The organism is Streptococcus anginosus, from assembly GCF_900636475.1.
Classification (GTDB): Bacteria; Bacillota; Bacilli; order Lactobacillales; family Streptococcaceae; genus Streptococcus; species Streptococcus anginosus.
This window is the reverse complement of record NZ_LR134283.1, coordinates 68153-88644: the sequence shown is the minus strand read 5'-3', so window position 1 is coordinate 88644 and position 20492 is coordinate 68153. Positions and strand designations below refer to the sequence as shown.

General features: G+C 38.3%; 17 protein-coding genes. All 17 read right to left on the bottom strand.

Annotated elements, in window-relative coordinates; translation table 11 throughout:
- Positions 1-25: 25 nt before the first annotated feature.
- The 17 genes from EL079_RS00465 to EL079_RS00385 all read right to left on the bottom strand — a co-directional run bounded on the left by EL079_RS00465 (position 26) and on the right by EL079_RS00385 (position 20371).
- Entirely contained in the window at positions 26-2083 is a 2058-nt protein-coding gene (locus EL079_RS00465) for a VirD4-like conjugal transfer protein, CD1115 family (protein ID WP_003030370.1), read from the bottom strand.
- Complete coding sequence (locus tag EL079_RS00460) at positions 2083-2574, bottom strand: DUF3801 domain-containing protein (protein WP_000434508.1); 492 nt, start codon at positions 2572-2574, stop codon at positions 2083-2085. Before EL079_RS00460 ends, EL079_RS00465 begins: the two co-directional genes overlap by 1 nt.
- A 24-nt stretch (positions 2575-2598) precedes the next feature.
- Complete coding sequence (locus tag EL079_RS00455) at positions 2599-3369, bottom strand: hypothetical protein (protein ID WP_003030379.1); 771 nt, start codon at positions 3367-3369, stop codon at positions 2599-2601.
- On the bottom strand, positions 3369-3641 hold the full coding sequence (locus EL079_RS00450; RefSeq protein WP_000981847.1) for a hypothetical protein: 273 nt from the start codon (positions 3639-3641) through the stop codon (positions 3369-3371). The genes EL079_RS00455 and EL079_RS00450 overlap by 1 nt, the downstream gene beginning before the upstream one ends.
- Before the next feature lie 17 nt (positions 3642-3658).
- A complete protein-coding gene (locus EL079_RS00445; protein WP_003030395.1) occupies positions 3659-4270 on the bottom strand; it encodes an RNA-binding protein in 612 nt (203 codons plus the stop codon).
- 21 nt (positions 4271-4291) lie between these two features.
- Positions 4292-6988: a phage tail tip lysozyme gene (locus EL079_RS00440; RefSeq protein ID WP_003030354.1), complete on the bottom strand. Its 2697-nt coding sequence runs from the start codon at positions 6986-6988 to the stop codon at positions 4292-4294.
- 32 nt (positions 6989-7020) lie between these two features.
- Positions 7021-9381, bottom strand: a complete 2361-nt coding sequence (locus EL079_RS00435) for a VirB4-like conjugal transfer ATPase, CD1110 family (RefSeq protein WP_001014605.1) — start codon at positions 9379-9381, stop codon at positions 7021-7023.
- Positions 9359-9712, bottom strand: coding sequence for a PrgI family mobile element protein (locus EL079_RS00430; protein WP_001037290.1), 354 nt, complete (start codon positions 9710-9712; stop codon positions 9359-9361). Before EL079_RS00430 ends, EL079_RS00435 begins: the two co-directional genes overlap by 23 nt.
- Before the next feature lie 71 nt (positions 9713-9783).
- A complete protein-coding gene (locus tag EL079_RS00425) occupies positions 9784-10362 on the bottom strand; it encodes a hypothetical protein (RefSeq protein ID WP_000627003.1) in 579 nt (192 codons plus the stop codon).
- Positions 10346-10804, bottom strand: a complete 459-nt coding sequence (locus EL079_RS00420; RefSeq protein WP_000233592.1) for a hypothetical protein — start codon at positions 10802-10804, stop codon at positions 10346-10348. The genes EL079_RS00425 and EL079_RS00420 overlap by 17 nt, the downstream gene beginning before the upstream one ends.
- Before the next feature lie 10 nt (positions 10805-10814).
- On the bottom strand, positions 10815-11567 hold the full coding sequence (locus EL079_RS00415; RefSeq protein ID WP_000651827.1) for a membrane protein: 753 nt from the start codon (positions 11565-11567) through the stop codon (positions 10815-10817).
- A gap of 53 nt (positions 11568-11620) precedes the next feature.
- Positions 11621-12166 (bottom strand): hypothetical protein, encoded by a 546-nt coding sequence (locus EL079_RS00410; RefSeq protein ID WP_000852162.1) that lies wholly within the window; start codon positions 12164-12166, stop codon positions 11621-11623.
- Between the two features lie 94 nt (positions 12167-12260).
- Positions 12261-12488: a hypothetical protein gene (locus EL079_RS00405; protein WP_003030381.1), complete on the bottom strand. Its 228-nt coding sequence runs from the start codon at positions 12486-12488 to the stop codon at positions 12261-12263.
- 113 nt (positions 12489-12601) lie between these two features.
- Positions 12602-13372: an LPXTG cell wall anchor domain-containing protein gene (locus EL079_RS00400; RefSeq protein ID WP_003030357.1), complete on the bottom strand. Its 771-nt coding sequence runs from the start codon at positions 13370-13372 to the stop codon at positions 12602-12604.
- A gap of 79 nt (positions 13373-13451) precedes the next feature.
- A complete protein-coding gene (locus EL079_RS00395) occupies positions 13452-17231 on the bottom strand; it encodes an SspB-related isopeptide-forming adhesin (protein ID WP_003030363.1) in 3780 nt (1259 codons plus the stop codon).
- Positions 17232-17345: 114 nt separating this feature from the next.
- Positions 17346-19904: an SEC10/PgrA surface exclusion domain-containing protein gene (locus EL079_RS00390; protein ID WP_003030374.1), complete on the bottom strand. Its 2559-nt coding sequence runs from the start codon at positions 19902-19904 to the stop codon at positions 17346-17348.
- A 149-nt stretch (positions 19905-20053) separates the two neighbouring features.
- On the bottom strand, positions 20054-20371 hold the full coding sequence (locus EL079_RS00385; protein WP_003030405.1) for a hypothetical protein: 318 nt from the start codon (positions 20369-20371) through the stop codon (positions 20054-20056).
- Positions 20372-20492 lie beyond the last annotated feature (121 nt).

Here is a 20492-nt window from a genome sequence, read left to right as displayed (position 1 = left end):
CTATTAAAAACTTAAAAAAATTTGTTTACACATCCAGACGTTCATCATTCAAGGACACTTCTCCAAAAGTATCCGATCTATCTTCGGGAGGCAATTCAAAGATTTCCTCTGTTTCCATATCTACAATTTTGAACTGATTTTCACCAGTTGATAGTGTCTGAGATTGATCCTCAGAGGTAATTTCGGGTACTGTTACGGGGACTTGTTCATAAACGGGGCTCTCTGGCACTTTAGAAAACTGATTATTAAAGCCATTTGATTCCACAAAGGCTTGGTAGTTAGCCATATCTGGCGCCCAAACCTGTTTTTCTTTGATTTTTCCTGTCATAACCGCATCGATAAATTCAGCACCATCCTCCATAAAGCGTTTGTAGTCATACCAGGTGTCATCTTTATAATGATTTGCCAAACGATCTTTCATAGGGTGATCAGTAACCCTAGCTTTTTTATCGCGAAAAACATTTTGTTTTGTGATAAAAACAAGGGCTTCATCCACTCCAATACGTGCAATTTCATCTGGTGTCATCAAATCCCGTTGATGAGATTGTCGACTCGTCGTTCCTGAAACTCGTTGCCCTCTTTGTTCAGAATAGCTGGTTTGGATGATGGTTTGTTTCCCAGCTCGCATTGAAAAATACTTCATAGTATCTTCATCGTTAGTCCCCAGAAATAGCAGGGTCGCACAATTATTGACAATTGACTTTCTGGCAGGTAACCCGTAGAGACTATCCAACTGACTAATCGCTTGGATAATAATCTTGATGGACATCTCACGACTCCGGATAGAAGATAACACCTCATTAAAATGAGGGATTTTCCCACAGTTAGCAAACTCATCAAAGATAAACTGGACATGCAACAAATTTTCAGGTCCATAGCCTTTCTTTTGACCTTGAATAATGGCATCCACTTGATGAGTTAATTGGTCAAAAACAACTGTAAAAAAAGTGGAAACTAAGAAGCTGTAAGCTTTATTAGTTTCTGAAATCGCCACAAAAACAGCTGTCTTTTCTGTATTCCATGTATCCATGTTCATGGTATCGCTTTTAATGAGGTTGGTTACCGCTTCATGATCGAAAATAGAGTATTGCGTCGCTACAATAGCTAAAACACTCGTTCTTGTCTCTGCTTCAAAGTTACTGTTAAATAGTTCCCATTGACGACAAGCATAGTTACCAGGCATCGCCTTTTCAAGTTGTTTAAAAAGCTTTTCAACAGGACTAGCTTTTTTCTCATTGGGACGCTTCAAGTTTCTAAGCAAGTCCGCAACCATTGATAAATTTGGCTCATAACCTCTCACTTGACTATCAAAATAGAGATAGCCAAGTAAAGCACGATTGAGAAGCAGTTTTGCTTGAAGCCAGAAGTCTTCACCTTCACGATCTCCCCTTTTCGTCCCCTCAACAAGGGCTTCTGTAATACGGTCAATATCTAATTCTGAAGTCATGTATTTAAAAGGATTAAACATGTCCGAATTGGTTAAATTAACGAGGTCAAAAACTTTGATTTGATATCCGTTTTCCTCCAACATCGTCCCCACTTCTCGAACTAGGACACCTTTTGGGTCTGTTACGATAAAGCTACTATTCATCTGCATGAGATTAGGCTTTACAAAAGTAAAAGTCTTCCCATCTCCAGGAAGACCTACGACCAAAACGTTTTTATTGAGCTGCCACTCAAACGGCAGCAACTTATTAAAGAGTCCCATCATAGCTTGTTTAGAAAAGATCATGTTGTTAGATAACTTTTTATCCTGAAAGCCTTGTAATTCTTGAGCAGTCGCAAAACGAGCAGATCCGGATTCTTCACCATGTCTATAATTACCACCCAATTTAACCTTCAGATAAAACAACATTCCAATAAAAAAGCCCACTAGAGCCGAGAATAGAGCTAGTGGGCTGATATCAAAATAAAGGTATGGTGAAACAAAAAAGTTCTTAAAAACATAGGTATATTGACTAAAGAGGTTTGTCATATCAGGTTCTGGAGCTACACTATATAGGACGTAACAACGATGAGTCGCAAAAGCTAAGACCAGACTTAATAACAGATAAGGGAAAAAAGGTTTCTTTTGAACTTGCATTAGATACTCTTTCCTTTCGTCTTATTTTGGACTGCCTCTCCAGTAGATTTCGTTGATTGTTTAATTTTGTCAATTTGTTGTTTAGGAGTCAATTCATTTGATTTTTTCATATACTTGTCTTTAGCTGCTTTAGGATCTGTGACAATCTCTTTAACTGTCTTCTGTAACGCAGCTGCAACAACTTCTTCATTGATGGCTTCAAACCAAATTTGCTTTGTTCCATCTTTATTATCTTTGAAGTGAAAACGAACGCCTGATTTGTTCAGTTCCCTTTTCAACTTATCAAAATTGATTTCAGACTCTTCAAATTCCCTAAACATTTTAGAATGTGGACTTTGATTAAACTCTTTCCAGGACTGTTCCCCCATTTGTTTACGTTCGTCATATTTTTTAGCTATTTGTTCTAAGGTATAAGCAAAAAATTGAAATAAGTGTTTTCCTGTTTCCAAGGTAACTCGAGAGCCTTTTTCCATCACACGTTCTTGTTCCATTATGTTCATTCCTCCCTTTCTGTATTAAGGATATTGGGTTAGCTGAGGAGTTTTGACGACCAAATAACTATATTTTGCGGTCTTATCTTTTTTTACCGTCAACATTAATCGCTTACTAGAAATCTTCTGATCTTCATAGCGTAGGCTAATCACATAAGTAACAATCGTTGTCTTACTATTTACATGTTGACTTTCTAAAAGAACACTAACTGGAGTAGCTTTGTCTGTTTTAATGTCAGTAGGAACGATATTCTTTGATAAAAAATCAGTACGACTATCCGCATTTGAAAAATAGCTACTAATGAAATAGCGACAAAAAACATCTGCTTTTTGATCCATAACTACCTGTTTGGTTTGAACTTGCTTCTCTTGTGGTTGTGTTTTAATTAACTGAAGTGTTTTAGAAGACAAATAAAGGCTAAACAAGGATAATATCAGTGGTAACAACCAAATAAGGCCTTTTAGCAGTCTTGGGGAATTCCTATATTTTGACTTATCTCCAATTGTTTCGGATTTTTTTGTCCCTTTTAAATGTTGCCAGAAGGGTTTGCTTTCTTCTTTCTTCAAGCCAAAGTCTCCTAAAAGTTCCTTGACATCTTGACCGCCGGCAGACGGAATAGTCACTTCCATTGATTCCAAGATCTCTTCTGGTCGGCCATAATGAAAAATATGGAAAGTAGCTGTCATATTAAGTTGTAAGCAGCGATTTTCCTCACCTTCTAAACCAATTAATAAGGCCTCACGATTAGGAAAATCCTGTTCCTTTCCACTTGCTTGATTTTGGATGCGAAACATTACCCCTCACCTCCTAACTCATCTTTGTGAGTGGCTAAAATTGCTTCCAGATCTTTTAAATCCACGCCGTATTCCTTCATGATTTCTTGTTGGCGTTTACTTTCCAGGATAGCAATCTCATCTTTTAATGCTTTAATACGTTTTTGAAGGGCTTCAAAGTTCTCTGTCGTCTTAGCCAGTTGTTTTAATTTATCTTGTAGGCGTTCTTGCGTCGTTTTTTGACGACGTCCTTTTGAAGGTGCCTCTTGATTTCCGTAATCTTGATTCATCATTGATATCTCCTTTTTTATTATTCATTCGTTGATTCTGAAGGGGCAATCGCTCCATAAGCATCTTTTGTCGCTGACGGATTTGACGAGTCTGTTATGAGTAGAGTACTCATATGGTTAACTAGGTACTTACCATTGACCTTGGTATAGTCTAGTTGAAGAGTTGTATGATTAGTCACCCCAACCTGTGCTCCTTCAGTACTATCTTTCTTCTTGAGTAAATCATTGGTATAAGTGATTTTAGTGATTACCCGATGGTTAATCTTGTCAATATAGATTTGAGCATCTTGAAACTCGTAATTAACCACATAGCCTTTGTAGGCTTGATTTTGCGCTTTATTTTCTTCAGAAACAGTCGCATTATAAAGTCCTTCTGTCATATAATCCTTGTATCGGTTACGATTTTCTTCCAAGTCTTTCTTCGTATAGTAGGCCACTAAGAACTCTTTGACCTGTTTTTGTGTCAATTCTTTTTCTGTGCTTGCTTTTTGTGTAGTATTTTTCGTGGGTTTATTTTCAGTTTGAGAAGACTTGCCCATTTGTCCAAATCCAAGTCCTAAGAAAAAAACGAGAATAAGAACAAGAATACTCATTAGCCGTTTAACCCACATCACTTTAACAATATCTATCATATTTTATTTCCTTTCTTTATTTCATTTCGATACGGCAAATGTATAGTAGGGTGCCGGTTGACAGACTCTAAAATGTATTGCATCTTGTCTTCCCGCATAATTGCATTCAGATACTAAAAATGAGCCATCCGCATTAACGGCTTCGACAATCCCAACATGACCAAACAAAGCAAAGGTTCCATCAAATCCACCCGCTGTAGAAACAACTGCTCCCTTGATAGGTACTGTACTAAAACGCCAACCTTTAGCCACTAAAGAGCCAACCCAATCTTGTCCATTTCCTAAATAACCATAGACTCCTGATAAGTCGGTGATGGAACCTAACTCGACTAAACGATTATAAGCATACCAGGTACACTGACCTACGGAGTAACCCGAACCTGCCTGTGTTGTCATTGCTCGTTGTGTCGGTGGATTTTCTACTTTTGAGCGGTATTCTTCAGGAAAGTTCCAAGAAGAAGCCAAAGCTCCACCACCTGCTAGATTAGGTTGCTTGAACCAAGCAAGAGCTTGTTTCGCAATGGCTTGACGTTGTGCCAATTTATTGCCTGGGACACCTTCCCACTTAGCTAAGAACTCTGATGTCAGATTATCTATATCTCCATTGCTAGTTGCGATTCGCTTAAAAATATTAATGTAATAGGGGTTATCTCCTTCCAGCATAAATTCAACCTGCAGATCTAAGCTATACCATTTTTTACCTCTACTTTTCGCAAACTCACGTAACAAAGTATTCCGATTTGCGCCGTCTGAAGTATCTGTAAACTGTCCCAGTCCCAACCCTCGATGAATAATATTAGGATAGCCACCACCATAAATGGCTGGTCCTCCTATAGTCAGCCAACTCTCATCGTCCCAAGATCTACTCGAAGCCCCAACTGGAGGACTCAAATAGTCGCCTTCCGCTCGTTTGGGATTGATGCTAGATTCCACTCCAAAACATCCTGCAATCGCCGCAATTCCATTATCTGTCGCATTGGGAAGATATTTTTTCACGAGGTCATAGAATTGTTTTGCTCGCCCGCTCATTTCAGAAGAATTTTGCGTGACAATGGTCGTCTCAGCATACTTGACAAAAGGAAAATAAAAACCTGGATTAACGAGTATCCAGACATTTGTCTTCCCTTTCTTTGTTTTTTGAGTATAACCGTAGGAGACATCCTTATCTCTAATGTCCTTTAACCAACTAGAGTCCTTATCATCTACCACCCCATATTTCTTAGCATAAGCAATTTTCTGAGTATTTCCTGAAACAGTCGCTAATTCTTGCCCTGATCTTACAGGATCATCTGTTTTCACTCGTATATTTGAAACATTGTAATAAATAAAGCGAGCTTCTTTACCTTCAATAATCAAATTTGTTATCTTTGTCTCTTCCCCTTTAAGGTCTTTTGTGGTAATGGTAATCTTACCATCCATCACTGCATAAAGTTTTTGACCGGTTTTCGCTTGGAGAGTCGTTGTCGGATCAATTGTCTCTTTAGTGGTATAACCATAACGTTTTGTGACCGTTAGGTACTCTGTCTCTGCTTTCTCATCAGAAGATGAATAAAAAGGATTTGCCAATTCTTGGTAGGCTAAATATTTTCCTGTGTCGGCTTGGCTATCAAGAATCTCCTTGTATTCCTCTAAATCATCCTTAGATAATTTGATCCACTCTTTTCCCTTGGTATAGAGTTCAGCCATGGTTTTTAAGTTATCAATATCTTGGTTTTCTTCCTTCCAAATATCATCTAAAGCATCTGAGAAGTGATTAAAGCCTAAAGCGCCCGTAACCTTCCCACCAAAACCATCATTCCATTTGGCATCAGGCTCCCACTCACCACCGTAGCGATAATTCATATAGAGCAAGATGGAATCAATGTCTGTATAATAATCCACCTTATCAGAAGACTTCTGACGGTCTACTTTTGAAATATGAAGCCAGGACTGATTGAGGGTAAACTCGTTTTGTTGGACAATATTACTCGAAAAGATAGAAGAAATCAAAATGATTAGAAATAATAACAGTCCCATAATGCCTGCCACAATCCACGTAATAGGGTTAGCTATTAAACCAGTGACTGCACTAATAGCTACCTTAGTAACACTGACCAGTGACTGCGCTACTTTAGACGCCGTCCTAGCTGTCGCCTGAGTAGCTTTCAGCGTGCCTTTTCTTGCTTTTCTATAGGTATATTTCGTTCCTTTTACACCTATTTTAACTGTTCCCTTAGCTCCTCGATAGGCTAGTTTAGCCCCCTTTCCAGTTGCTTTTCCAGCCTGTCTAGCCGTAACATGGGTTTGTCTGACTTGATGGTTGATCCTAACCATATCGGCTAATGTATCATCTTGGGACAAACCAGCTTCTAGGAATTCTTGACCAGCTCTTGTCGTGATTTTCCTTCCCGTCTGTCTTGCCTTTTGCCCAATTGTCGGGTTGGTTTTCTTTACTTTCTTTTTAACTTTTTTGGCAATTCTCTGCTTTTCTTGAGCTTTCCGTAACTTGACTTTTGCGTTCTCTAGAGCTTCTTCATCAATTTTGCCAGCTTTGAAGGCTTCTTGGGCTTTTTCATAAGCTTCTTTTGCCTTTGTCAGCTCTTCATTCGCTTCTTTTAGATCAGCTTTAGCAGCCTTTTGTGCCTTTCTTGCGGAAGATTGATTGTGCCGTTGAACAGTCTCCTTAATTTGGCGATTTCTCACCACTCGATTTCTAGGAGTTTTATCTTTGTCTGCCACCGTTACCTCCTTTCTTTAAACAGTTTTTGCGATTAGTCTTCCAAGTTCCTATAAGCATCGGTTGCGACTAAGCGGAATAATTCGGTGTCTTCAGGAATTGGATTTTCAAAAGGTACTGTCGTTGAACCTGCAATAATGAGCCCCGTTCCGATAGCCTTGGGTTTTTCAATATAGCGAATGAGGGCATCCGTTAGATTGATGGTCTTTAGTAAATAAGGAATGGTTGTTTTCTTTTGCTTTAAGAGAACAATAAATTCACTATTATAGAGTAGGTTACGCCCTTCTTTACGAGAGAGCAAGGTTTCCACATTTTGAGTGATTCCTGTTGGAATAGAGCCATATTTACGGATACGAGCATACATATTCGTAAAGAAAGCAGCTTGATCATCTGTTTCGAATTGATTTTGCATTTCATCAAAGTAAACCCGCGTCACAAACTCATCTTTATGATCAACGACATGTTGCCAGATATAATCCTGAATGACCATAAGAGCAAAAGGTTTTAGTTTACCTGACAATTTCTTTAAATTAAAGATAACGACTTGGTTATTCAAATCGACATTGGTTTCATAAGCAAAAATATCTTGAGATCCTTTAGTGTAGGATTCCGATTTTAGAGCTAGGCTTTGTGCTTCCTCTTCAGGTTGTTCAAGGAGGATATCATGCCAATCTTTCAAGGTTGGGGTTCTGTCAGTAATTTGTTCATAACAAAGGTGAGTCACACGGTCAATCAGTGATACATCATCATCGGTCACTTCCTGAAGGATATTTTCAAAGAGACCCATGATAAGAGATGATTTTTGACCAACAAAGTCTTTATCTTCCTTACGAAGTTTATCAAGATTTGGAATATCCATCAGGTTAAAGTGTGTCTTGGTTCCTGGATAAATATCAATAATTTGAGCCCCAAAAGCCCGTCCAATATCTGCATACTCTTCTTCGGGATCAACAATAATTACACGGTCATTAGGAAACCTTAGAATCGCTGGAATAATCTCGTTTGTTTTGACAAAGACAGATTTCCCAGAACCAGAAGATCCTAAAATCACACCTGAAGCAGTTTCTAGGTCTCGTTGACGGTCAAGGGTAATAATGTTATTGGAAATTTGATTCTGACCGTAATAGTTCGCTAGAGGGCTGTGAGATTGGAGGTCTGTATTGGTAAAAGGAATCTGCGTTGCGATATTGGTTGTCGTCATATCTCGCATAAAGCGACGTTTAACGTCAATATATGTCTTCCCAATAGGTAACAGGCTATTCAAGGCTTCTTCTTGATGGTAGTAAGTTTCTTCAAACTCAATGACATGTTTACGACCCGCTTGTTTAATTCGGCTGGTGTAATCCGCTAATTCTTCAGCGGTATCTGCCTTTACCATAACTAGAAAAACGCCAGAAAACATCTTCTGGTCATTGTCATTGATTTCCGTTTTCCATTTTTCAGCTTCTTCTGCTGTATCTTGAGCCACGCTAGATACAGCTAAATTGCCGGATACTCCTTTTTGTGCTGCAGCAACCTGAGACTTTACCATATCCATCTTAACCCCTGCTTCAGCGGTATTGACTTTTTTTACAGCTTCAGCAACATCATAGGGCTTAGCGTGGATAGAAATGGCCAGCTCAATCCCAATATCGGTTAGAGATTTAATCAAACGATCATTCAGAAAAGCTGGAAACGTTCTGGCAAAGAAAATCTTACAATATTTTTTATCCATCATAAACTGATCTGGTTGAAACCAAAGACGACCAGGAGCGATAAAGGATTTGGTTAGAAGACCAGATATTCTCACATCTTTATAATCAACATTGAGATAGGGATTGCCTCGTAATAGATCCGCAAAAATATTAAGACGTTTCGTTCCATCTAGTGCATGAAAAGGGATGTCTACAATTTGGAATTGTTTTGAAAAATGATTAGCAACATCGTTTAGCTTTCGGTAAGCTTGTTTACGATCTCGAGAAGTCGTTGAAACCGTCACAAATTTTTCAACCTGAAAATTATTCTGATCCGTCGCAAAACGAGAGCGAATCATTGCATTATATTCTTGACGAAAAATATCGCGATCATCACCCTCTAAATCATAAGTAATCTGATCTAAGAGGGTTGAGGGAACGGGACGATTGAGAATCGTCAACTGATAGGTATTATCGCTGTCTAAACCATTGAGAGCCTCAACATAATAGTCAATAATATCTAGCTTCTCATCCTCACTTCCTGTAATGTAATTAGCATCCCCTAATTGCCAGGTCTTGGAATAGTCTTCATCAACAATATGCATGAGACCGTCTTCAAATAAAGACGTATACTTTATGGTATTTTGCGTACTGGCTTTTAATGCTTTTTGGAGCTGCTTGGCTCGTTCTTTTTCTGCTTTAGTTAAAGTCGTTCCATTCATGGATACCCTTTTCGGGAATAAACGTACCATGGTTTTCCTCACTTTCATATTCTGTTTGGTAAGCTCGCTCTTGTACTTTGAGCTTAAAGGTAATCACTTCTTTGATTTGTTCATCTTTCTTAATCCCATAAACAAAAGCTGGGGGGACTGTTAAAGCTAGTGAGAGGTAAAATAGGAGGCTTGGTAACTTCAACAGTGAAATAACAGTCGCAAGTAACACACCAAAAACAATTCCTACCACCATCACAACTTGTCGCCAAGTCGCTCCTCCGATAATTCCCCGTTCAAATTGATCAATCGCTTTGAAAAATTCAGAACCTAATTTATTCATATCTCTCCTTTCTGTTAGTTATTTTTTAGCTATATGTTCCATTAAAAAAACAGCTCATATTGAACTGTTTTTCACTTATTGTTCTTTTCTCTCTCCTTAGTAAGGATTTCTAAGGGGATCGTATTCATATGAATACTGTTGTCTTTTAGATCGAAACCAAACTTTTGGTAAACATGGTCTCTACGTTGATGATTTTCTGGGTCTTTTTCATCGACAAATGATAGCTCACCTATAATCCTCACGTTTTCTCCAAATAATTGACTAATATGATAAAGTGCCTCCCGTAACAAAAAACTACCATATCCTTTATTAGGGATCCTTATGACAAAATCTCTAATCACTAGATGGTTCAATGTCCCCAGTTTATGATCCCCTTCATCACTATAATAAGCTTCCACGTTTAAGAAATTCAATCGGTCTTTACGACTATGCTTAAAGGTGTCATTTACCTTAAACTCCAAACGATTAATCCGTTTTAGATGATCAAGAGAATAAGACACACTCGCAAACATATAGATGCCTTTTACAGCCTGACAATATAGTAGCTTTCGGTCATTCTGATTGAACTCTTCAAAGTAGGATAATTGCCTTTTCAAAGCTTTATTTTCTCTTTTTAGAGCTCTTAGCTGTTTATCATAAGCCGTAATCATTGAATAAGCTTCGGCTAGCTTCTTTTTGGTCTTGAAAATAGCGCTCAAAGTCTTTCTCTCCTTTAAAAGCTATTCTACCACGTTCTAAAAAACTTAGCCACTTCTCCAGCCATTGAGAATACTGTTTTTGTGACATTTTTCCAATTGAAAATAGATAGTTCAAATCGTCTCGAAGCATTTTTAAGATGATGATACCAGATTGGCAATCTCCCTTAGCTTCCACAAACCGCCAAGCATAAGTGTAAAAAAGATCATCATCTTGTATTAAACGAATAGCTTGTGGCAATTCACTTAATGTTAACTGTCCTTGTAATAGACTGGACGCTATAACATCCCTCAATCGTCGACAGTCAGATTCATAGGGAGACAAACGGATCACCTCACTTTCTAGATGACTGATTTTTTCTTGAAAATATTGGTATTCCTGTCTTTGATGAACCATAGTCCCCTCCTTAAGATACTTGTAACAACTGCTTGGCTTTGCGTTGAGAGCCAAACAATAGAATTAAAAAGACAATGCACTTGCCTATGTAGCTAATAGCTGGTGCGTAAGTTCCTAACCAGCCATTTTTATCTAATTGTATAGCTGTATCAACTTTGAATCCTTGCCAAATGACCAATAGCAGAACAATAACAGCTCCTTGAAGTGCAATCGCTCCAAAGGTTTTCAAGAAATTTTTGGCAATCGGTCTCGTATCATCTCCCATCCAAAAGGCCACAATGATCGGGGCTATAGCTCTGTAAAAATACAATTCAATAAATCGTAGTAGCACCATAACTTTTATAGACATTGTAGCAGCTGCACCAATTAGATATGCTAAGAAGTTAAGACCCGTTCTAATTCCATAGGCTCCTTTTTTCAAAGCTTCAAATTCAAATAAATCATTTCCACTCAAATCAACGCTAATCAACTTCGTAATGACATTGGTAAACCATAAGATAGCGTTGAGAACAGCTCCTGATTGAGCCACCAAAAAATAAGCAATAAAGTATTTGACTGCTACTTCTAAAAATAGTTTCCAGGTCATCTCTCCGCCCTGATTCCGAATAAAACGATACCAAGATAACATCTCAATCAAAAATAGAATTGAGACAAGAATATAACCAATCACCATTAAAGATTTATTGACTGCGTTAATTGAACTATTTACAGAAGAATTATAGCTTCCAAGACCTCTAGTCAGCTCTGATAGTATATCCTTCATTCTTCTCCTTTCTTTAAAAAATAAAAAGAACCTCGAAAGGTTCTTGAAATATTTTAAGTCTCTGTTTTTGAAAACGTAGCAACTAAGGCTAATAAGAATGTAAAAATAATACAGATTATAATATCAATCTCAGTAAAATAAATTGGCTCTAATTTATCCGTCATAAAATCTTGTGCAAAAAAGCGAAATAAATTTGAAGTCTGCGATAAAGTCTCTACGTTTCGCCAAGACAAAAACTCTGATAGCAAAACACCAACAATACCTTTTGTCACAACATATATAACCGCAACTCCGATAGTTGATTTAATTAAATTAAAGAAAAAGAGTGTGAGGTAGATTGGCGTTTGAAGTAGTAGAACAAAAGCCTTAATACCATTTCTACCTAAAAAGCTAAGCCCTGTTTTTAGGCGTTCCCCAAAGCTAGGTTTGTAAGAAGCATTAATACGAGCCATTTCCGTCTCTACTTCCTCTTGGGTAGGAATTCTCATCATTCCTTCCAAAGGATCTATGCCTTTTTCAAGTTCTTCAGACGTCGGTGGACGACCATAACGTTTTTCAAAGTCTCTTGCAAATCCCACATAATCAAATGTTTCAGCCATTGTCTCACATCCTCTCTTCTTGTTTCATTGCCTTTATTATACCATATTTTTAGAGTAATGGATAACTCATTTTCTTTGCCTTAGTCACTTTTTTCTAAAATGTAATGGCACGCATAGCAGCTACAATGGCTGCTGCAACTCCTGCTGCAATCGCTGCGATGGCTCCGCCAGAGATCATTGAGGTCATCCCCTGATCCATCATTTGAGGATTCCCATTTTTACGTCCCGCAAAATAATCAAACGCTCCTGTCAATACCCAGCCAAGTCCAACAATTGCAAGAACCCCACCTAAAGCAATGACAACACGTACTGCTGTATCCATAATATATATTCCTTCTTTCTTTTAATCTTTTCAAAAATAAAAGGTCACAAGCATCTGGTTCTTATCTTCTTGTAACCAATTTTGTTATAAAATCAAATCAATCATCTACCTGGTTAGTCTTTTTTACGTTTGCGAACACCTACTAATGCCAAACCTGAAAGGAGGCAGCCTCCTAATACTGTAAGGACACTACTTGCTTCACCCGTATGAGGGAGTGTTTTCTTCTCTCCTGTAGCAGTGGAAACGGTGACGGTTTTATCCGCATTAACCGTTGCCCCTACGACTTCAGGTTCCACCACAGAAGTTGTTCCATCGCCATTTGCGATCACGGGATGACTATCTTGTACTCCTACAATCGTATAGCCATTTTCTGTATGGACAGGTTTATTAGGGGCTACATCCTGAACCACTTGTCCTGTTGAAGTGGAAGTGGTACCAACTTGACTTTTACCTGCTTGATTTGCCTCATCTGTTGTTTTTGGTTGTTCTTCTGTAGGTTTGGGAGTCGGTTGGGGATCTTCCTTTTTCTCATCTTTAGAAGGTTTTTCTGGTTCCGCTGGTGCTGGAGTTGGTTGCTTTGGTTCCGTCGATGGATTCGTTGAAGGTGTCGTTGGATCGGAAGGAACAGAAGGTTCTGATGGAGTTGTTCCTGGGGTTTCTGGCTTTGGCTCAGATGGATTAGTGGACGGTGTCGTCGGATCTACTGGTGTTTCTGGTGCTGGCTGACTCGGCTCTGATGGCGTAGGGGTAGATGGGTCTGGTGCCACCACTCCAGGAGTAGAAGGATCCACCACAGGAGGCGTTACCTCCGCCAAAGCAGCTCCACTATTTGCCAAAACGAGGGTAGAAACAGCTAGTGCTGCAAGAAATTGTTTTTTGGTCATATAGAATACCTCTTTCTTTTTTATCAAACATCACCCAGTCATAAAACAACCTTATGACTGGATGACAGATTGTGTTTCTTTAATTTTCTTTATGCTTTTTCAAACCAAATAAACCAAAGCCTGCAAGAATCATTCCCAAAACAGACAATCCAATACCAGAAGCTGTACCTGTTTGTGGTAAAGTTGGAGCTGGTGTTTTTGGAGCTGGTGTTTTTGGAGCTGGAGTTGGTTTCTTAGGTTGTGGTTTTTCCGGTTCAGGTGTACTTGTTTTAACCGTATTAGAAACAACTTCATGACCATTTACTACGTTTTTATAGGTGTTTTCAAATGTTCCAGCCGCAATCCGTTTCATTTGAATCGCAGCATCCACGTCAAACTCGGAAGCATTATCTACCTTATCCAAGAAGTCTTGCTTCATAGAAATCTCGACAACACCTTTGGCTTTGTTATATTTCAGCTCCGCATATTGTGATAAGTCTGTACCTGCCTTAATCACTGAACCATCTTTCAATTTGATGTCAACCCCTGCAAGAGCTTTATATTCGCCAGTAAATTCATCACCTTTTTGGTCAAAATCATCAAAGAATCGGTATTCTTTGAGTGCTTCACCACGATTTGCAGGCAACTTAGCTCCATCTAAGAAGTAATAGAACTTATCACCCAATTTAACAAGCTTACCATCCAGATTTTGACCGTCACCTAATTTATTGTAAACCTGCTTTTGAACTTTTAGCTCTGGCACATGATTTACTACTACATTTGAGTAATAGCCATTGCCGAACTGTACTTGGAAAGTTTGGTTGGTATATTTTCCAATAAAACTCTTTTTATTTTTCATTGGTGTGTGAAAATATAGATCCATACCAGTTTGCACATAAGCCTTGTAAAATTCTTCTGGTTTTTCGGCAACCCACATATAAAACGCACTTTTTGGAGAAATACCTGAACGATCAATCATATCATTTAAGGCTTTAGAGAGTGTCTTACGATCTAAAACATGATACATCTTCAATCCATTCACAGCTTTACCCTGTGCATCTTTTACTTGGAATCGACTTTCGAGCGGTGTTACTGCATCATCTTGATAATCTTCAATGTATGCAAAGCCTTTAGCAATCGCTTCTTTGCCAGATTTGTCGTTCTTGTTTGGACGATTCGTCCATTTAGAAACGTAGTAATTGATTCCTTCAGGCAACATTTCTTTGCCATCTACCAATTTTCCAGCAGCATTGTAATTATGCTTTTCTGGTTTTAATGGATCCCGATTTGGATTCTTTGGATCATTTGGTTTGTTTGGTTGTTGTTTACCTGGCGTATGAATTAACACTTTATTTGATTTACGTGTATAGCCACCCTTACTATGTCCTTCGTTTACAACCATTTCAAAGACATTTTCGTAATCTGCAGCGTCATTCTGAGGACGACCCCAGACAGACAATGCCTCCAATTGATATTCCTTCGCACGGTTTTTATTAACTGCATCAAGGATTTCTTTTTTAGCTGTAAAGCTCAAGAAATTCGTTTTTTCATTATAAACAACCTCATAGCCTTTATTGGCTTCTTTTGTTTTTTCTACATCTAACTTAAAGCCTGATGGTAAATGGTCATTAAAGACTAACTTTGTATAAGTTGTTCGATTAGCAGGAAGAACTTCCGTCTGCAAAGCAAAACGATTAAGCGAGTTTTTAGCAACATACTGACCGTTAATATTCATCTTATCCGAATTTTCAACAGCTTTCGCAATTTGCGGACGAGTAGATAATTTATAATCATGAACATGTACCGTTGGCACTACGGGAGCAGTTGGTTCTTTTTCTTTTGGCTTATAGATTGGAGTTGGTACACCATTCACTTTTACCAACATCAATTTAACTTTTGGAGTTGGTACAGTTTTTTCCTTTTCAGGAACGAACTTCTTCAACTCTTCCAATTTAGGAGTTGGAACTTCTTTGAGTTTTTCAGGAGTAAAAGTCTTATGAGATTTCGATTCTTTATAACGTGGTGCAGTCGGAACTTTTGGTACTGCAATTTCAGAATTGATAGCTAACCAAACCGTAGGACGTTTATAAGAAATAGACGTTAAAGAAATTTTATCTACATTCTTAAATTTAGCTACAGCAGCACCATAATAACGACTACTACTCGTTCCTGTATCCCAATCATCTTGCTCAAATTTCGAGCCAGCAGATTTAAAGTGATTATCTGTATCAGAATAAGCTAAATTTCCATGTTTTTTAACACTGCTTCCGGTAATTTCAACAATTTCACCATTATTAACCCGTACTTGTTCAATTGCGGAACGTTGAGCATTTGCACCATTCATCGTAGTATCATTATTCAGTGAAGCAAGTCCAATCAACGCTTCATCTTTTGTCAAAGAAATTTTTTGACCTTTATCATCAAAAAATTCTAAGTCAATGCCCACTTCAGTTGGAATCGTATCACTATTTGTCGTTGTAAATAGCCAAAATGTCTTTGTTGGATCTTTAAAGAACGCCATTCCTAAGTCTGCTTTAGGATTTGGATCTTTTGTTTTATTAGTATAAGTCAACACAACACTAGAAATTTTCTTACCATTGTAAAAAGAATTTTGAAGATTGCTATATTTTACTTGAATACTCTTACCTTGTTTTAAATTAATCGTACCAACAAATTTACCTTGAGCAATTTTTTCTTGTGGTCCATATATTTCATCACCTGAACTAAGAGCTTGATAACCAGAATTAGGTGTCAACACTTCAAATGTTGCATTTGGTTCTGAATTATAAATTAAATTCTGAACTGACGCTTGAGACAAATAACCGTCTTTTGCCTTATCTTTTTCAGCTTGCGCTTTTTCTTTCGCAACCCGCTCATCTTCAGACTTGTTAAATTCCGCAACTTCCTTATTGAATTTATCAATTTCCTTGTTTTCTGCATCTACCTTTGCTTGACCGGCTGCATTGCGTTTTTTGATTGCTTCATTTTCTGCTTCAACAGATTGTTTATGAGCCAACTGAGCTTGGTTGCGTTTGGCAATTTCTGCATTTTCGGCTTCTACTTTTGCCTTGTTCTCACTATTGCGTTTTTGCACCGCTTCGTTATAAGCCTTTGTCTCTGCGATTTCTTGATTTTCTTTCGCTTTTTCAGCTTGATAGGTTTCAGTAGCTTTTTTATTTTCAGCTTTTACTTGATCGACAACTTTTGTATAGGCATCATAAGACGTTTTGGTTGGATCCACTTTAAGTTCTTTAGTGGTCTCCGTCACTTTGGCATCTGGAAACTCAGCTTTAATCTTAGCTTTCACTTGTTCCACTGCTTGATTGGTTTGCGCTGCTTGTTGGCTAGCCTTGTCATGTGCTTCTTTCAAAGCTTTATTTTCTGCTTCAATTTGCGCATTCTTTTGCTTGGTTTCTTCAACCGCTTTTGCATGATCCACTTTCGCTTTTTGATAATCAGCCGTTGTTTGTTCAACCGCAGCTTTTTGTTTTGCTTGATCTGCTGCAATTTCAGCTTGTGCCTTTTGCGTTTCAGTTAACGTATTCGTTGTACCCTTATCAACTGGAGTATCTTGTACAACCTTAACACCAGCATTTTGAGCTTGGTTAGCTGCTTGATTAACTTGCGAATTATCTACTGTGACATTTACAGTTCCTTGGGCTTGATTCGCCTGAGCAATCGTTTGTTTAGCGGCTTGGGTTTGCGCAGGCTGACTAGCTGGCAAATTTGTAGCCGTATTCGGAGTAGTTGTTGCCTCATCAGCATAGCTTGTTTGCGCTGTTGCCACAGCTAAAGCAGCAAGCCCTAAAATAACTCCACAAGCACCATAAGCCTTAATCTTACGGATAGAACCATACGTTTTTGTTTCATTTGATTTCATGTTTTCAGTTTCTCCTTGTATTTTAAACTAATAATTAACATTTCCCATTTGATACACTCAATCCAAGGCTGGCGCACGAGCCATCCGAAAATACATTAAATACATACTTGCTCCTTATTTCACTTCTTTTCTTTTATATTCCACAAAGCTAAAGCCAATTAGAAGCAATCCACCAATTGCACTCAAGATTGAGCCTTTTTCACCAGTAGAAGGAAGTGCTTTTTCAAAACGAGTTGAATAATTTACCTGAACTGGCTGAACAGTTGATTGACTTCCCACTAATAATTGTGTAGCTTGTTTATACATACTTTCGTAAGAAACCAATTTACCAGTTTCATCAAAGACTGGAACTGCTTGTCCGCCTGCTTTTTCAATAACTGCTTTTTGTTCCGCTAATTTAGCTTGACGTTCTGCTTCCAATTGTTCTTGATAAATCTTCACAAGTGCTTGATGTTGTTTTGTCACTTCTGCTTGTTCAGCTTTTAATACAGTCAATTTAGCTTCTTCACGTCCTAATATTTCTTTCTTTTCAAATAACATTTGTTTAGCAGAGCGATAAGCCATTTGAGCTTGTTTCAGCATGGCTGGAGCGGCTTTCAATTGAGCAACAACTGCTTGTGCTTTTGTACGGTGTTCTTTTACTTGTACTAATTCAGCTTCACGTTGTTTAACAAGTCTTCTTGCTTGTGCAAGAGTTGCTTGTTTAGCAGCTAAAGTGGATTGTTCCGTTGAAAGAATCGCTTCAAGAGCTTTTAACTCTGTTTCTGTTTGAGCTAATTCCGCTTTGGCTTGCGCTAAAGCTTCTTGTTTCGCCTTAACATCCGCAGTTAGTTGCTTCACCGCCTTTTGTGCCGCTTTGTTTTCTGCTTCATCTACTTTCAACGTTTCCTGTGCTTTTGTGAGAGCTGTTTCTGCGGCAGGAGTTAAAGGAGTTTCAGCTTTCAAACTATCCCGTTTAGCAGTCACAAGCGCTAGCTTCTCTTTCGCTTTTTGATAGTCTGTTTCTGCTTGGGCTTGATTCGCTTTGGCTTGTTCGTCAGCTTTCTTAGCTAAATCATAAGCGCTTTGCGCCGCTTTTTGACGGACTAAGACTTCCTTACTATCAAATGGATTAGACAATGCTTTGGCGTCAAAGGTATTTGGTTGTGTAAGAGCCTTATCATACACAAAGAGGAAGTTGACTACTTGCCAAAAGTCATCTTTATAAGATGTACCGACTCCTAAGTAAGCCTTTTTCACACCGCTTTCAGATAATCCAGCTAGCGTTCCAGCATGGAGAAACTCATTGTTTTCATTATCCTCTACATCTTCAAAAGCATTAAACATCAAGTTCAAGATGTTATTATAAATCAGTCGTTTTAACTCACGTGGACTGATTCTCTGTTGTTTCCGAGCAGAACCAGATCCACCCATTAAGCCAATGCTTTCTTCTGTTCCGCTAGTAATGCCTACTTTAGCTAGTACTCGATCTAGATTTACTCGATCATGACCTTTCACACCATTCGTTGCAGAAGTGGAAACATGTTCATTAACTGCTTCAGTTGCACCTCTAGAAACTTCAACTTTCGCTGTTCCAAAAGCTGCACGAATTTGATTGAGCAAATCAGCCGCAAAGAGAGACATCTCTTCTCGAACTTCGGCTGGGAGATGATTCAAATCTAAGGTATCAAGATCACTATCATCTTGATTCGTTTTAAATTGATTCTGTTTAGCGAGTGCCTTTCCCATAGCAACCAGCTTATCAGTTTGAGCCTTTAATTCTGCTTTACTATATTTAGTAAAGTTTTGATTATAGTCTCGTAGAGCTGCAATATAATCTTGCGAAAGCGTAATCGTATTGATAGCTTCAACTTTATGATTGGCTTTTGTTAAGTTAGAATCAGCTTCAAAGAGTTTATCGGCTGTTTTATTTGCATCATTTACTTTATGCGCATAATCAAGTCCTGTTTCTTGTTCAGTAGCTTTAGCAATCTGTACTTCTTTTTCAGCGGACGCTAGAGCTTTCTCACGCTTAGCGTCTGCTTGCTTCGCTTCAACCAAGTTCGTTTGAGCTTTGGCAACTGCTTCTTTATCAGCATTAACCTTAGCTTGTGTTTGTTCAGCTTTTTCAATGATTTCTTTTGTGCCTGTACCATCTAAAATCGCTTGTTTTTGCGCAACTTTTTCTTTGGCTTTACTTACTTCACCCTGTTTTACCTTCACCGCTTCCTGTGCCTGTTTCGTAACTTTTTCCTGACTTGTGACAACTGATTGAGCTTGTGTTTGAGCTGCTTGACTTGCTGTAACAGCTTTCTCAGCATTTTCTACAGCCGTTTGCGTATTTTTCACCGTCTGTTCTGCTTTAGAAATATTTCCTGGTGTTGCTTCAGCAACTACTTTCTCTGCTTGAGAAAGATTAGTTTGTGCAGTACTTGCTTTCTTTTCAGCAACTGTGACTTCTTGTCTAGCTGTCGCAACAGCTGTTTCCTGCGCTTTAACTGCTGTATTTGCGGCAGTTACTTTTGTTTGACTTGCCGTCACATCTGCTTGAGTTACTTCTTTTTGAACTTGATCGACTTCAGTCTTTTGAGGATCTACTTTTGATAATTCTTCTGCTTGAACTGCTTGTTGTCCTGCATTAAGAGCAGCAATTGTTGCAATAGTTGTTAAAATTGTTTTAGAAACTTGTTTCATAATGTGTTACTCCTATTTTTTATTTCTTTATTTTTGTTATGAGTTCAATCTACTCATCTACTTCTCTTTCCTTTACACCTATCTGCTTTCAACAGCAAAGAAAGAGGCTTTCTTTGCTCTTCAAAACAGACAGATGAGGACTCTATCTGTTAAGATGGAACGATCGGTCTATGGTAACCTTTGCCAGTTAATTGTAAAATAGACTGTTTCCCTCGTTTGACTTTACGGGCTACAAGAATATTGCCACGTTTAATGGTGCGTATGCTTTTATAAATATTCCCATAATTTGCGATTGTCGCAACCGTTACAAGTTTTCCTTCAACGTATCCTTTCCGAGAGATTAAACCATATTTTTTCGTCAACTTGACTTCTTCACCATTGTCAAGAAGGGCTGTTGCACCTCCTTGCATTCCTAATCGTCTTAAATCTGTGAGGGTTACCTCACTTGTTGAATTTATTTGATTCATCATTTTCCTCCTTGTGAATCAAAGGCTGATTTACAGCCATGCCGAGTTAATGCCGTAGCATTTCTACTGTGTTTCTTACGCACGGTTTTGAGTCTAGTTTACCGCAAACTCCTTCGGCTTA